Origin of the sequence: Mycolicibacterium sp. ND9-15, assembly GCF_035918395.1 — a bacterium.
In the GTDB taxonomy this organism is placed as follows: domain Bacteria; phylum Actinomycetota; class Actinomycetes; order Mycobacteriales; family Mycobacteriaceae; genus Mycobacterium.
Genome location: NZ_CP142362.1, coordinates 245,664 through 260,050 on the forward strand (window position 1 = coordinate 245,664; position 14,387 = coordinate 260,050).

General features: G+C 66.1%; 12 protein-coding genes and 1 pseudogene. 3 read left to right on the forward strand and 10 right to left on the reverse strand.

Translation table 11 applies throughout. The features are described from left to right. Window positions 1–88: 88 nt before the first annotated feature. From ppc to gap, 5 genes are read right to left on the reverse strand one after another with little or no spacing between them, the layout of a single operon-like run. Window positions 89–2,890 (reverse strand): phosphoenolpyruvate carboxylase, encoded by a 2,802-nt coding sequence (gene ppc / locus QGN32_RS01170; RefSeq protein ID WP_326546867.1) that lies wholly within the window; start codon window positions 2,888–2,890, stop codon window positions 89–91. Between the two features lie 47 nt (window positions 2,891–2,937). Next, entirely contained in the window at window positions 2,938–3,171 is a 234-nt protein-coding gene (gene secG, locus QGN32_RS01175; protein ID WP_326546868.1) for a preprotein translocase subunit SecG, read from the reverse strand. Window positions 3,172–3,193: 22 nt separating this feature from the next. Further along, complete coding sequence (tpiA, locus tag QGN32_RS01180) at window positions 3,194–3,979, reverse strand: triose-phosphate isomerase (protein WP_326546869.1); 786 nt, start codon at window positions 3,977–3,979, stop codon at window positions 3,194–3,196. A gap of 14 nt (window positions 3,980–3,993) precedes the next feature. Next, window positions 3,994–5,208: a phosphoglycerate kinase gene (locus tag QGN32_RS01185; RefSeq protein ID WP_326546870.1), complete on the reverse strand. Its 1,215-nt coding sequence runs from the start codon at window positions 5,206–5,208 to the stop codon at window positions 3,994–3,996. 4 nt (window positions 5,209–5,212) lie between these two features. Further along, on the reverse strand, window positions 5,213–6,235 hold the full coding sequence (gene gap / locus QGN32_RS01190; RefSeq protein WP_326546871.1) for a type I glyceraldehyde-3-phosphate dehydrogenase: 1,023 nt from the start codon (window positions 6,233–6,235) through the stop codon (window positions 5,213–5,215). Window positions 6,236–6,416: 181 nt separating this feature from the next. Between gap and QGN32_RS01195 the strand changes: the two genes are divergently transcribed. Beyond that, window positions 6,417–6,788 (forward strand): hypothetical protein, encoded by a 372-nt coding sequence (locus QGN32_RS01195; protein ID WP_326546872.1) that lies wholly within the window; start codon window positions 6,417–6,419, stop codon window positions 6,786–6,788. 12 nt (window positions 6,789–6,800) lie between these two features. Here the strand turns inward: QGN32_RS01195 and QGN32_RS01200 are convergent, their stop codons facing one another. From QGN32_RS01200 to QGN32_RS01225, 5 genes and pseudogenes are all read right to left on the reverse strand, one after another. Continuing rightward, on the reverse strand, window positions 6,801–7,511 hold the full coding sequence (locus tag QGN32_RS01200) for an ABC transporter substrate-binding protein (RefSeq protein WP_326546873.1): 711 nt from the start codon (window positions 7,509–7,511) through the stop codon (window positions 6,801–6,803). Beyond that, a complete protein-coding gene (locus QGN32_RS01205; RefSeq protein WP_326546874.1) occupies window positions 7,499–7,855 on the reverse strand; it encodes a hypothetical protein in 357 nt (118 codons plus the stop codon). Before QGN32_RS01205 ends, QGN32_RS01200 begins: the two co-directional genes overlap by 13 nt. A 338-nt stretch (window positions 7,856–8,193) precedes the next feature. Further along, window positions 8,194–8,433 carry a hypothetical protein gene (locus QGN32_RS01210; RefSeq protein ID WP_326546875.1) on the reverse strand — a complete coding sequence of 80 codons (240 nt, stop codon included), beginning with the start codon at window positions 8,431–8,433 and terminating at the stop codon, window positions 8,194–8,196. A gap of 6 nt (window positions 8,434–8,439) precedes the next feature. Next, window positions 8,440–9,815: pseudogene (locus QGN32_RS24230) on the reverse strand (ATP-binding protein); the annotation flags it as partial. Between the two features lie 95 nt (window positions 9,816–9,910). Further along, window positions 9,911–12,592 carry a winged helix-turn-helix domain-containing protein gene (locus tag QGN32_RS01225; protein WP_442791768.1) on the reverse strand — a complete coding sequence of 894 codons (2,682 nt, stop codon included), beginning with the start codon at window positions 12,590–12,592 and terminating at the stop codon, window positions 9,911–9,913. Between the two features lie 69 nt (window positions 12,593–12,661). On the opposite strand from QGN32_RS01225, the gene QGN32_RS01230 reads away from it, so the two are divergent. Beyond that, window positions 12,662–13,045 (forward strand): DUF7715 family protein, encoded by a 384-nt coding sequence (locus tag QGN32_RS01230; protein ID WP_326546877.1) that lies wholly within the window; start codon window positions 12,662–12,664, stop codon window positions 13,043–13,045. Between the two features lie 58 nt (window positions 13,046–13,103). After that, the gene (locus tag QGN32_RS01235) at window positions 13,104–14,384 is read left to right on the forward strand and encodes an HNH endonuclease (protein WP_326546878.1); all 1,281 of its coding nucleotides are present in this window, start codon (window positions 13,104–13,106) and stop codon (window positions 14,382–14,384) included. Window positions 14,385–14,387 lie beyond the last annotated feature (3 nt).

The window sequence follows — 14,387 nt, forward strand, 5'->3', positions numbered from 1 at the left end:
TCCAGCCCTCTTAACTGAAAACATTGTTTTCATTTAAGCCAGAACACGACTGTGACATCCGAGGACCGAAGTGTCAATGCACTGTTGTCTAGCCGCTGTTGCGCAGCGCCGTCGCCAACCCGCTCATTGTCAGCAGGATTCCGCGCTGGACGAGTTCGTCGTCGTCACCGGAGCGGTAGCGGCGCAGCAACTCGACCTGGAGGTGGTTCAGCGGCTCCAGGTAGGGGAAGCGGTTGAACACCGAACGGGCCAGCGCCGGGTTGTCGGCCAGCAGGTCGTCCTGGCCGGTGATCAACTTGTGCATCCGGATCGTACGGGCGTGCTCGGCGACGATCTTGTCGAACACCCGCCGCCGTAGCTCTTCGTCGTCGACGAGTTCGGCATAGCGGGCCGCCAGCCCCAGGTCGGATTTCGCCAGTACCTGCGCCATGTTCGACAGCACGGTACGGAAGAACGGCCACCGCCGGTACAGGTCCTGCAGCAACTCGAGACGAGCGTGCTCAGGCTCGGGCCCCTGACCGATCCACTCCTCGAACGCCGTTCCGGTGCCGTACCAGCCGGGCAGCATGACCCTCGACTGGCTCCATGCCAGCACCCACGGAATCGCCCTCAGGTCGGCTATCGAGGTGGTGGGTTTGCGCGACGACGGCCGGCTGCCGATGTTGAGTGCGCCGATCTCGCTCACCGGCGTCGAGGCCTTGAAATAATCGACGAAACCCGGTGTCTCATGGACCAATTCGGCATATGCCCGTTGAGCGCGCACGGCCAGGTCATCGAGCACCTCGTAGGCCGGACCCGCTTCATCGCCGAGCCCTTCGACGTCGAGCAGCGTCGCCTCCAACGTGGCAGCCACAAGGGTCTCGAGGTTGCGGTGTGCGATCTGCGGCTCGGCGTACTTGGCGGCGATGACCTCGCCCTGCTCGGTGATCCGCAGCGATCCGTTCACCGCGCCGGGCGGCTGCGCCAGGATGGCCTCGTAGCTCGGCCCGCCACCGCGACCGACCGTGCCTCCGCGACCGTGGAAGAGTCGCAACCGGATTCCGGTTTTGCGTGCCGACTCCACCAGGTCGAGTTCGGCGCGGTACAGCGCCCAGTTCGCCGCCAGGTAACCGCCGTCTTTATTGGAGTCGGAGTAGCCGAGCATCACCTCCTGGCTCTCGCTGCGCGCCGACACGATCGACCGGTACACCGGGAGATCCAGCGCCGCCTCGAGAATCGACGAGCCGCGCTTCAGATCGTCGATGGTCTCGAACAGCGGCACGATGCCCACCGGCGCATACGGTGTGTCCGCCGCCACGTCCAGCAGGCCGGCCTCTTTGAGCAGAATCGCGGCCTCCAATAGGTCCGACACCGACTCGCACATCGAGATGATGTAGTTCGGCACCGCCCGCGACCCAAACACCTCCACGGCCCGCGCGGCCGCCGCCACGATGTCGAGTTCCTTGCGGGCCAATTCGGACAGTTCGGCGCCGTCCCTGACCAGCGGTCGCCGGGTCGCCAGCTCGCCGGCCAGCAGTTCCACCCGCTGCGCCTCGGCCAGTGAGCCGTAGTCAGGGTGCACCCCCGCCCACGCGAGTAGCTCGGCGACGACCTCCTCGTGCACCTCGGAGTTCTGTCGCATGTCGAGCCCGCAGAGGTGAAAACCGAACGTGTGCACGGCTTCTCGCAGCCGGGCGAGCCGGTCGTCGGCCAGCACCGCGCTGCCGTTGGTGCGCAGCGACTGGTCGACCACGTTCAAGTCGGCGAGCAACTCGGCGGGTGTCTGGTAGCGCTCGAGGCCCAAATCGAGTTCGTGTTCGGGTTGCTCGTCGAGGATCTCCTTGGCCGTCGAGGTAAGTCGGGCGCGGATCACGCGCAATGCTCGCCGATACGGCTCGTCGGCCCGCGCGGGTTCGTCGCAGCGGGCGGCCAACGCTTCGAGGGCACCGCTGATCTGGACCAGGCGCGCGGACATCGACAGCTCTTCCTCGAGCGCGGCGATCTCGGCGAAGTAGTGGTCCAGCGCCGTGTAAGCGGCACTGCCGGTGGCGAGGCGGACCACCTCGGCCGTGACGTTCGGGTTGCCGTCCCGATCGCCGCCGATCCACGACCCGGGCCGCACGATCGGCTCGTCGAGCAGCCCGGCGTCGGGCCAGCGCGCGTTCAGTTCGGTGCGCACGTCACCGTTCACTTGCGGGATGACCTCAAAGAATGCGGCCGGATAGTACCGCAAGCCGGTTTCGATCTCGTCCTGAATCTTCAACCGGGACAACCGAACCAGCGCAGTCTGCCACAGCGTGAGGATGTGGCGGCGAAGTTCCTGCTCTATGTCGCGACCGTCGTCGGTCCGGATGTGGCCGTGCAGCCGCAGCCGCATCAACTCGGTGATGCGGTGCTGGGTGTCGAAGATCGTGCGCCGCCTGGTCTCGGTCGGATGCGCGGTGATCACCGGCGACACCAACGCCCCTGCCAGCGCCTCGGCGACGGTGCCGGCATCCAACTCGACGGCGTCGAGCTTGGCGTAGGTGGCGGCCAGGCTGCTGTCCTGCGGCGGCTCCCCCGCCTCGACATGGACGGCCCGCCGACGCTCCCGGTGGATGTCCTCGGCGACGTTGGCCAGCAGTGCGAACTGGGTGAAGGCGCGGATGACCGGAATCGCCCTGCGGATCTCGATGCCGTCGAACATCCCCGCGAGTTCGGCGCGGTCGATCTCGGAACGGCGCACCCGGAACGACTCCACGCGTGCGCGCTCGACGAGGTCGAACATCTCCTCGCCGTTCTGCTCGCGCACGGTGTCGCCGAGTATCGCGCCGAGAAGCCGGATGTCCTCGCGCATCGGCTCGGTGGCGTCGCGGCCCACCCGGGTGCGCTTCACCGCACCGATCGGTTCGAGCTCGGTGACGTCACCCATGACTCAAGTATCGACGCCGCCGCAGCAGGTCGCAGGCGCAGATCGGGTCAGCTGTACTTGATGAGCAGCGCGACGCCGACGATCGAAACCAGCCAGATGCCGGTGACGAAGTAGGTCAACCGGTCCAGGTTCTTCTCCACCACCGTCGACCCGGACAAGCTGGACTGGACGCCGCCGCCGAACAGCGTGGACAAGCCGCCGCCCTTGGCGCGATGCAGCAGCACCAGGAGCACGACCAGGACGCTGGTCACGACCAGGATGATCTGCAAGGCCAATTCCATGGCCGCCAGATTACCGGACTGCCTACGGCAGCGGCCCGCCGGCCGCGATAGCCGACAGCGTTGCGAACTGCTCCCCGTCCAGCGAAGCCCCGCCGACGAGGGCCCCGTCGACGTCCTCCTGCGCGACGATCTCGCCGACGTTCTTGGCGTTCACCGAGCCGCCGTACAGGACGCGGACGCCAGCCGCCAACTGCGGCGTCGCCAGCTTGCCCAACTCGTCGCGGATCGCCTTGCAGACCTCCTGCGCGTCGGCGGCGCTGGCTACCCTGCCGGTACCGATCGCCCACACCGGCTCGTAGGCGATCACAGCCTGGCCGATCTGCTCGGCCGACAGCCCAGCCAGCGAGCCGCGCAGCGACTCGACGTTGTGCTCGACGTGGTTGCCCGCCTCGCGAACCTCGAGTTGCTCGCCGATACAGATGATCGGCACCAAACCGTGCCGGAACGCGGCAGCGGCCTTCGCGGCGACAAGCGCGTCGTCCTCATGGTGATAGGTGCGGCGTTCGGAGTGCCCGACGACGACGTAGGTGCAGCCCAGCTTGGCCAGGAACGCGCCGCTGGTGTCGCCGGTGTAGGCGCCCGAATCGTGCTGCGAGAGATCCTGCGCGCCGTAGGACAGCAGCAGCTTGTCGCCGTCGACCAGCGTCTGCACGCTGCGCAGGTCGGTGAACGGCGGTATCACCGCGACGTCGACCTTGTCGAAGTACTTCGCAGGCAACGCGAACGCGATCTTCTGCACCAGCGCGATCGCCTCGAAGTGGTTGAGGTTCATCTTCCAGTTGCCGGCGATCAGCGGCTTGCGAGTCACGATTGCGGTACCTCTCACTCTTCTAAAACTGCGAGGCCGGGCAGGGTCTTACCCTCCAGGTATTCCAGCGACGCGCCGCCGCCGGTGGAAATGTGGGAGAAGCCGTCCTCCGGCAGCCCGAGTTGACGCACGGCGGCCGCGGAGTCCCCGCCGCCGACGACGCTGAACGCGCCCTTACCGGTGGCGGTGATGATGGCCTCAGCGACGCCCTTGGTGCCGGCCGCGAACGCCGGGAACTCGAACACGCCCATCGGTCCATTCCAGAAAACCGTCCTGGCGTTGGACAGCAGGTTGGTGAACCGCTCGACCGAACCGGGCCCGATGTCCAGGCCCATTTTCCCGTCGGGAATCCGGTCGGCGCGCACGATCTCGGGCGTCGCGTCTGCTTTGAACTCGTCGGCGACGACGATATCGACCGGCACGTGGATCACGTCCCCGTAGGTCTCCAACAGCTTGCGACAGGTGTCGATCATGTCCTCTTCGAGCAGCGAGGTGCCGACCGAAGCGCCCTGGGAGGCCAGGAACGTGAAGCACATCCCGCCACCGATGAGCAGGCTGTCCGCCTTCTCCGCCAGCGACTCGATGACCGCGAGCTTGTCGGAGACCTTCGAACCACCCACCACCACCGCGAACGGCCGCTCCTCGGAACCGGTGAGCTGCCGCAGGACCGTGACCTCGGCGGCCACCAGCGTGCCGGCGTAGTGCGGCAGCAGGGTTGCGACGTCATACACCGAGGCCTGCTTGCGGTGCACCACCCCGAAACCGTCGGAGACGAAAGCTCCATCGTCCCCTACGAGCTCGACCAGCTGCTTGGCCAGCGCCAGCCGTTCACCGTCGTCCTTGCTGGTCTCGCGAGAATCGAAGCGGACGTTCTCCAGAAGCAGCACGTCGCCGTCGGTGAGGCCCTCGGCGCGGGCCAGGGCGTCGGTGCCGACGACATCGCTGGCCAGTTGCACATGCCGGTCGAGTTGTTCGCTCAGCGCGACCGCCACCGGCCCGAGCGAAAACTTAGGCTCCGGCCCGCTTTTCGGGCGCCCCAGGTGGGCGGTGACGACGACCTTGGCACCGGCTTCGGCGAGCCGCTTCAGCGTCGGGACCGACGCTCTGATCCGGCCCGGATCGGTGATCGTCCCGTCGTCGTCCAGCGGGACGTTGAGGTCCGAGCGGACCAGCACGCCCCGTCCCGAAACCCCTTCTGCCAGAAGGTCGTCGAGCGTCTTGACAGCCACGGCGCTACAACGACTTGCCGACCAGCGCAGCCAGGTCGACGCAGCGGTTGGCGTAGCCCCACTCGTTGTCGTACCAGGACACCACCTTGGCCTGGTTGTCGATCACCTTGGTCAGCCCGGAGTCGAAGATCGAACTGTGCGGGTCGGTGACGATGTCGCTGGAGACGATCGGCGCGTCGTAGTACTTGAGGATGCCCTTGAGTGGTCCCTCGGCGGCCGCCTTGAACGCCGCGTTGATCTCGTCGGCGCTGCCCGGCTTGGACAGTTCGACGGTCAGGTCGGTGGCCGATCCGGTGGGAATCGGCACCCGCAGCGCGTAGCCGTCGAGCTTGCCCTTCAGTTCGGGCATCACCAGACCGATGGCCTTGGCTGCACCGGTGGAGGTGGGCACGATGTTGATTGCGGCGGCACGGGCACGACGCAGATCCTTGTGCGGGCCGTCCTGCAGGTTCTGGTCCTGGGTGTAGGCGTGCACGGTGGTCATCAGGCCCTTGACGATGCCGAACTCGTCATTGAGCACCTTGGTCACCGGAGCAAGGCAGTTCGTGGTGCAGGACGCATTGGAGATGATGTTCTGGCTGCCGTCGTATTGGTCGTCGTTGACGCCGAGCACCACGGTGAGGTCTTCGCCCTTGGCCGGCGCGGAGATGACAACCTTCTTGGCGCCCGCCTCCAGATGCCCCTTGGCCTTGGCGGCGTCGGTGAAGATGCCGGTGGATTCGATGACCACGTCGACGCCGAGATCACCCCAGGGCAGAGCCGAGGGGCCCTCCTTGACGGCCAGGGCTTTGACCTTCTTACTGCCGACGACGATGGTGTCGTCACCTTCGAGGCTGACGTCCTCGGGCAGGCGGCCCAGGATCGAGTCGAATTTGAGCAGGTGCGCCAGCGTGGCGTTGTCGGTGAGGTCGTTGACCGCCACGATTTCGAGGTCGGTGCTCTTTCCCTCGGCTTGCTGCGCCAGCAGGGCCCGATACATGCTGCGCCCGATACGGCCGAAGCCGTTCACGCCTACTCGGATGGTCACTGGTCTCTCCCTTGCTTGCCTCGACGTGTGATGCTCAGGGGCCAGCCTAGTGGTGTGTCACCCGCCATGTGCCACCTGGTCAGCCACGATCAGCGCCGCCCCCGAGGCAGGGGACCTCTGCCGCCGGTTTCGTGACCTTCGTCCCTGCCGGCCGGCGGCGGCGCGCCTCGATACTTGTCGCATGACGGTCGATGACCGACGTTCTCTTGGCGACGACCCTCGGGTGGCCGCCGCGGAACGGGCGGCCGAACTCCATGAACTCGGCGCCCGGATAGCGGCGGGAAATCGGATCGACTCGGCCGACGTCGACCGGGCTCATGCCAGGGCGCGTGAAGCCCACGCCAGGGCGCGGAGGGCACACCTGGCCGCTGCGGAAAAACACCGGCACGCTGCTGAAGCGCACGAGCGCGCCGCCCAGGCGCACCGCGATGCCGCGGCCAAGGGCATCGGTGATGTCGCCACTCATCTAAGCGCTGTCGCGGTCCATGAAGCCGCCCGCGACGCCGACTATGAAGCCGCGGAAGTGGCATTGCAGATGGCGCGCGAAGAGTAGTGGACTGCGCGGTCACCGCACCGCGAGATTCTGGTCGGTGTACGGGTTGCCGAGCCATTTTCGGCGGATCCGTTGCAGCGTCCCGTCCGCCTCCAGTTCGGCCTGCGCGACAGTGAGCCTTCCGAAGAGCGCCTGGTCACCGCGCGGAACGGCGATCGCGATGTCCTCGACCGTGATGCCGCGCTGGACGACCTCGACCCCGGGGACGGGTTTGACCAGTTCGGTCAGCACCGGCGCGAGCTTCATGAACGCATCGCACGCGCCCGTGGTGAGATCCGTTATCGCTGTGCGGATGGTGCCGTAGCCGTAGGTGCGGACGGCGCGGGCCTTGCCCTGCGCGACGAGACGCTCGGCGATGGGCTGGCTGGTGTTGCCTCGCTGCACGCCGATGGTCAGCCCCTCGAGGTCGTCGACGGACGTGACGCGCGGTAGCCGGCGGGTGTCGACGGCCAGCGACTGGCCGGAGATTACATACGGCGCGAGGAACGCCGCCTTCTTCTCGCGCTCGGGCGTGACCGTGGTGCCAGCGGCGACACAGTCGTAGTCGGTACCGAGCCCGTCGAAGACGCCCTCGAAGTCGGCACCTTCGTACGGCACGAATTCGACTGTCGCACCGATCTTGTCGCCGAGTGCATGCATCAGGTCGATATCGAGGCCGGTGCCGTCGGGCATTCCGTTGAAGGGCGGGTCGGGCAGAGCCACCCCGACTCTCAGCGTCTGCATGGATTCACCGTAGTTGTTGCAGCTGCGCTCGGGCTTGTTCGGATCTGCTCATACGCATACGCCGCTATCTCCGCCATGGTCATCGCCTCGCCCCTCGCCGCAAACGACTCGTAAGTTCTGCCGCCCAGGACGTCGCGTAGTCCGGCCGCCACGGCGGCGAGTTCGGGGACCACCGAAAGAGCCAGCGGGCTGAGCGCGAAACCGGCGATTGTGGCCGCCGGTTCATGCCGACCGAGGCGGTTCAACAGCGTGGCCAGAATGGCCAGTGGTGTGCAGATACTGGTGGAGTTGCCCGAATCGTGGTACCCACGGATGCCGATAGCCAGATGATCCAACGCCGCCATGGATTCACCTTGTGCAACCTCGAGGCGAGCGAGTCCGATAGCGGTACCGATTCGTTGAACCGGATTCCGTTTTGTTGCGCTATCGCCAGACCACGGCGCAGGGCATCGATCGCGCGCGCCGGATCTGCTTCGCTGAATGCAAAACCATCGGCGCTCAACGCTAGTGAGACCCAGAACGGGTTCCCGGTTGCCGCCGCGGCTTCGACCAATCCCTGCGCGGCAGCCATCGCCTGGTCGTGCGCTCCAGCGAAGCCCAGCCCGAAGACCTGACTCGACCTGATATAGACATGGTCGTCTCCTGACGTTCAAGTTGGGCGCGGCACGACTCGGCCCACAGTTCAGGTTGGCCGGTCGCCACGTACACCGATCCGAGCCAGTTCTCGATTCCGTACGGTAGCGCGGCGCGGCTCGGCCAGAACCGTCCGGCCGATGCGGTCATAGCGAAGAGCCTCGTCGACCCGGCCCGCCATCCAGCATATGGATGCGGTGACGTAAAGATCCGGCAGCTGGGGATGGTTGACCGCTTGGGCGGCCTCGATCACTTCCTCTGCCCAAGCGACGGGTTCGTAGTTCGCCACGCAGAAGCCAAGCAGCGCTGCGTATGTGGCGATGGTGACAGCGGTGTCCAGGGCACCTCGATCGGCGCTCCACCGGAATGCGGTTCGCAGGTTGGCGAGTTCGCTGTTGAACCAGTCGTAAGCTTCGCGTTGACGGGGGCTATCCCCACAGCGCGAGGATCGCCGACCTGCGTCGGGCGAAGTATCAGGCGTGGGCGGTCCGAACTTCAGCTGCTATCGCGGAGGGAGCGAGTTGTTCTGCCGCGAACTGACGGATGGTTTCCAGCATGGAGTAACGGGTCCGCCCCACTGTTCGGTCGACGACCAGCAAGGACTTACACACCAGCGCGTCGAGCCCGTCGAGTACCGCGTAGTCGTCGATATCGTCGGATCCGGCTACAGCGCAGGCGCTTTCCAAATCGAACCCGCCGGCGAACACCGAACATCGAACCAGTAGCGACTTTTCGTCCTCCGAGAATCGCGGACTGAGCCAGCACGGTTTCGATGACGTCGCCTGCGGCGTCGAGTACGTGTTCACAGTTGTCGACGACCCATGGCGGGTTCGGCCCTCCTGCGCGACGGCCACCGAGTCGGTCATGCTGCTGCCCGGCTGCTGGGTGACGCCGAGCACCGCTGCCACGGCGTCGGGCACCGCGGCAGGATCGGAAACCGCAGCAAGCTCGAAAACCCAGACGTCATCCGGGAATTCGCTGGACATCCGGCTGGCGACCTCCAGTGCCAAGCGAGTCTTCCCGACGCCGCCCATACCGGTCAACGTGACGAGGCGATGGGTCCGGATGGCCGTTTCGATCTCGGCGAGCTCCGAGTCGCGTCCGACGAGGCTTGTCGTCTGCGCACGCAGATTCCCACGACCCGCATCCTGGGTCCGCAAGGCCGGAAACTCCGCGCGCAATCCCGGTACATAAGCCTGGAACAAGGTGATGGGGTCCGGGACGTCCCAGGCGCCGCGGCCCGATGCTCAACAGTTCCACTCCGCTGAGCAGACCAGCCGTCAACTCCGCCAGCAGGATCTGCCCACCGTGGCCTGCGTCCATCACCCTCGCCGCGCGATTCAGTACCGTGCCGAAGTAGTCGCCGTCGCGTAGCTCCGCTTCGCCTGTCGCGATGCCTATTCGCACCGGCAATTTCAGCTCTTGCTGGGCGTCGACCGCGGCGTCGACGGCGGCCTTCGGCGAGGCGAACGCGGCAGCGACCCCGTCCCCGGAATGGCTGAACAAGAAGCCACCGTGCGACTCGATCGCGGCGCGCAACACCTTGTCACGGCAAGCAAGCGCCGCCCGCATCGACGCCGCGTCGGATTCCCACCGACGGGTCGAACCCTCGATATCGGTGAACAGGAACGTCACTACGCCCGACGGCGGCACCCCCGCGGAGACCTGCACAGAATGGCACAGAAGTGGCGACGTCAGGGCTCTTTGCGCAGGTCGGCGCGAACTGACCAGCGGGACGGGCAGACCTGTGCGCCCTTCGACGAGGATCAGGCCTGCTGAACGAGTTGCGCTCGCGCCTCGTCGATTTGGTTGTATGCGTACGCAACCACGGCGGCGGCGGTCATCCGTTCCCCTCGATGGCTGAGGTCGGCATACCCCTGCTCGCCGAGGACTTCACGCAGATGTCCGATCGCGGTCCCGAGTTCGGGCAGACATGCGTTCGACAAATGACCGGACGCATACCCTGCGATCACGGCGGCATCCTCCCCGCGTCCAAGGCGGTCAAGGCACACCGCGAGGCTGGCGAGTGGGACTCGAATCGTGAAGGTGTTACCAGAATCGTGGTAGTTGGCAATCGCCGACTTGAGGTAGTCGAGTGCCGACCCCGGGTCGCCGTACTGCGCCTCGAGCCGACCGAGGACGTTCGCGAGATGCGATTCGTTGTAGCGATCGCCGCTGTCCTGAGCTATCGCCAGCCCCCTTCGCAGGGCGTCACGGGCGCGGCCGGGATCGGTGTCGCACCATGCCATGCCGAAGACGAGACGCGCGTAGGACTGTCCCCACGGGTTCGGTATCGCCTCGGCGGTATCGACAAGATCCTTCGCGATGGCTTTCGCCTCGGCGTGGAAGCCGGCTCTCATCAAGGCTAAAACCATCCCCGAGCGCGTCAGACCGTACGGGTCATCATCATGTGCGCGCAGACGACGGAACGTCTCGATTGAACGTCCTGGCAGCCCGATATTTGTGTACGCCCCGCTAAGCCAGCTCTCCAGCCCCGGCGGCATCCCACGTCGGCCCTCGTCGTACAACCGCTGACCCTCGTCGCCGTAGCGTCGGGCCTCTTCGATGCGCCCCACCATCCAGCAGTGCGTCGCCGTCACGAAAAGAGACATCAGCCGGGGATGGTCGACGGCACGGGCAGCCGGAATGAGTTCTTCGGCCCAAGTCACCGGTTCGAAGTGTTCCGTCAGCACGCCGAGCAAGGCGGCATACGAGGCGATCGGCGCTGCCGCATCGATGTCCCCAGTCTCGGCGGCCCACCGAAATGCGGTGCGCAGGTTGGATAACTCGGTGGTGAACCAGCTGTAGGCCTCCCGCTGCCGGGGACCGCTCCACAACGCGAGGATGTCTGCTTCGCGCCCTGCGAAGTGGCGCGCATGCGCCGTTCGAACCGCGTCCGCATCACTGCTTTCCGCCAGTTGCTCTTCGGCGAACTGGCGGACGGTTTCGAGCATCGAGTAGCGGGCCTTGCCCGCCGAGCGCCCTGCGACGAGCAACGACTTGCGCACAAGGGCGTCAAGCAGATCCAGAGTAGCGAATTCGTCGTCGGACCTACTTACTGCGCAAGCGCTTTCGATATCAAACCCGCCACTGAATACCGAACATCTCGTCAGAAGCGCCTTCTCTTCGTCGCTGAGCAGGTCGTAGGACCAGGCCACGGCATGGTGCAGTGTCTGATGACGTTCCAGCCCGCGTCGGCTTCCCACCAACAGCCGGAAGCGTTGGTCGAGGCGATCCCGCACGTCGCTGGCGGTCATCGACGCCATCCGCGACGCCGCCAATTCGATTGCCAGAGGGATGCCATCGAGACGACGACAGATCTCGACCACCGCAGCGGCATCGGCGGCGTTGGCGATTGAGAAGGTAGAAGCGACGCCACACGCGCGGTCGACGAAGAGCGCCGCCGCCGCCGAGTTGACACCACCCCGAACGTCTAGTGACGGCACGAGCCAGACCCGCTCGTCCTCGACGCCCAACCCCTCGCGACTGGTCGCCAGTGCCCGAACCGTCGAAGACCTGGCCAAGATCGCCTCCACCACGTCGGCCGCGGCCTCGCGGACATGCTCGCAGTTGTCGAATATCAACAACCGGACTCGGCCCTCCTGCGCGGCGGCAACCGACTCGGTCACCGTCTTTCCCGGCTGCTGGGTGATAGCCAACACCGCGGCCACCGCGTCGGGCACGGACTCGGGATCGGCGATCGCGGCCAACTCGAAAACCCATATACCGTCGTGGAACTCGTCGGTCAGCTGCGCGGCGACTTCTACCGCCAAACGTGTCTTGCCCACGCCACCGGAGCCGGTCAGCGTGACCATCCGGTGGGCACGCACCGCGGTCACCACGTCGGCAACCTCGGACTCGCGGCCGATGAAGGTGGTCGTCGGCGTCCGAAGGTTGCCAGAACGCGTGTCGACGGTCTTCAACGGCGGGAACTCCTCCCGCAAGCCGGGCATCCGAAGCTGGAAGACACTGATCGGGTTCGGCAAGTCGCGCAGCCGTCGAGGCCCCAAGTCGATTAGGTCCACACCACTGAGCAGACCCGCCGTCGACTCCGCGATAAGGACCTGCCCCCCGTGCCCGGCGCTCATCAGCCGGGCGGCGCGGTTGAGCACCATCCCGAAGTAGTCGTTGTCCCGTAGCTCGGCCTCGCCGGTGGCGATACCCATGCGCACCGGCAACTGCAATTCCCGCTGCGCATGGATCGCAGCGTTGATGGCCGAGTTCGGCGAAGCGAACGCAGCAGCCATCCCGTCGCCGCTGTGGCTGAACACGAACCCGTCGTTAGTCTCGATCGCCGAGCGCAAACACTTGTCATGTACCGCAAGGTCGACCCGCATCGACGCCGCGTCGGATTCCCACCGACGGGTCGAACCCTCGATATCGGTGAACAGGAACGTCACTACGCCCGACGGCGGCACCCCCGCGGACACCTGCACAGAATGGCACATCCACACGTGGCCAGCAGGCTGTCGGTGCGCAGTCGTAGCGTCGCAACCATCAGGACCGGAGGTGAGGGCATGAAAATCTTGGTTGCGACGGCGCTGACTCAGGGCACGCACCCGGGTGACTACAACCATTGCGTGGAGGGTGAGCTCGTTTGGGTGCAGGAGCCATGCGATAGGGACATTCGCGATTCGCGAATGCCGTGCGGATGCGGGCGTGGATTTGCCGGGGCGGCGTCGCATCGCGCGACGACCACGGCCCGAGTCGTCGAAAGTCCGTTGACTCGAGAGGAGTTGGTGACGGCCTTCCAAACCAGCCTTCAGGATGGCGGCTGGCCGGCCGAGTGGGCCGAGGACGTCGTGGAGGACAACATCTTCGCCGCATCGCAGTTCCCGGTCGGAACCGTCGTCGGACGCAACCTCGAATTGCTGATCTCACGGCCTCAGCATGCGCGCTGACCAACCGCCCCTCCGCGGCTCGCTCGATCTGTCGGGCCCCAGGTCTAGACTCGCACACATGTTCGAGGACCCAGCGGTGACGGAGATCGACGCCGACGAGGCGACCCTGGTCGGCCGCATCGCCGAACTCGAGCATCTCAAGTCCCTCGCTGCCGCAGGGCAGGCCCGTTTGACCGCGGCACTCGACGAGAAACGCCGTGCTCGCGAGGCCGCCGAGGGCGTCCCCGCGGCCAACCGCGGCCGTGGGCTGGCCAGCGAGGTCGCGCTGGCGCGACGGGACTCGCCGAACCGCGGCAACCGCCACCTGGGGTTTGCCAAGGCTTTGGTCTACGAGATGCCGCACACACTGGCGGCCCTGGAAGCGGGAACCCTCTCCGAATGGCGGGCCACCCTCATCGTGCGGGAGTCGGCCTGCTTGACCGTGGAACACCGGAAAAAACTCGACGCCGAGATGTGCGCCGATCGATGCGAACTCGAAGGCAAAGGCGACAGACGCATCGCTGCGGATGCGAAAGCCATCGCCTACCGGCTCGACCCGAAGGCCGTCGTCGAGCGCGCGGCCAAAGCCGCAAATGACAGAAATGTCACCATCCGCCCAGCGCCGGACACCATGGCCTACCTGACCGCGTTGCTGCCGGTGCACCAGGGCGTCAGCGTGTACGCGGCGCTGAAACGGGCGGCCGACACGACTTTTGATGAGCGCTCCCGGGGGCAGATCATGACCGACACCTTGGTCGAGCGGGTGACCGGGCGGCCCGCTGAGATACCCGAGCCGATCGCGGTCAACCTGGTGCTGTCTGATCACACCCTGCTGGGCGACGACGACAGCGCCGCCCATATCGACGGTTACGGGCCGATTCCTGCAGGTGTGGCTCGGAAGCTGGTCGACGCCGCGGCCACAGACGCACGATCGAGGGCAACGCTGCGCCGGCTGTACCGGCACCCGAAAACCGGCGCCCTGGCCGCGATGGAATCGCGATCGCGTCGCTTCCCCAGGGCGTTGGCGACCTTCATCGGGCTGCGCGATCAGAGCTGTCGCACCCCCTACTGCGACGCGCCGATCCGCCACCGCGATCACGCCACCCCACGCGGTCGAGGCGGACCCACCAACCAGGTCAACGGTCTCGGGCTGTGCGAACGATGCAACTACGACAAAGAGTCACCGGGCTGGCACGTCAGCACGACGGACGAAAGCGGAGAGCACACAGCTGAATTCGTGACGCCGACCGGACGCCATTACCACTCGACCGCGCCGCCCCTTCCCGGTCCTGTAGAAGTGTGGGACAGCGAAATCGAAACCCGAATCAGCATCGCGCTCACAGATCTACACGCCGCATAGGTG

Excerpts from the sequence above, each read along its gene's own strand:
- ppc (WP_326546867.1), bottom strand. The coding sequence starts at position 2,890 with ATGGGTGACGTCACCGAGCTCGAACCGATCGGTGCGGTGAAGCGCACC.
- secG (WP_326546868.1), bottom strand. The coding sequence starts at position 3,171 with ATGGAATTGGCCTTGCAGATCATCCTGGTCGTGACCAGCGTCCTGGTC.
- QGN32_RS01195 (WP_326546872.1), top strand. The coding sequence starts at position 6,417 with ATGACGGTCGATGACCGACGTTCTCTTGGCGACGACCCTCGGGTGGCC.
- QGN32_RS01200 (WP_326546873.1), bottom strand. The coding sequence starts at position 7,511 with ATGCAGACGCTGAGAGTCGGGGTGGCTCTGCCCGACCCGCCCTTCAAC.
- QGN32_RS01205 (WP_326546874.1), bottom strand. The coding sequence starts at position 7,855 with ATGGCGGCGTTGGATCATCTGGCTATCGGCATCCGTGGGTACCACGAT.
- QGN32_RS01225 (WP_442791768.1), bottom strand. The coding sequence starts at position 12,592 with ATGTGCCATTCTGTGCAGGTGTCCGCGGGGGTGCCGCCGTCGGGCGTA.
- QGN32_RS01230 (WP_326546877.1), top strand. The coding sequence starts at position 12,662 with ATGAAAATCTTGGTTGCGACGGCGCTGACTCAGGGCACGCACCCGGGT.
- QGN32_RS01235 (WP_326546878.1), top strand. The coding sequence starts at position 13,104 with ATGTTCGAGGACCCAGCGGTGACGGAGATCGACGCCGACGAGGCGACC.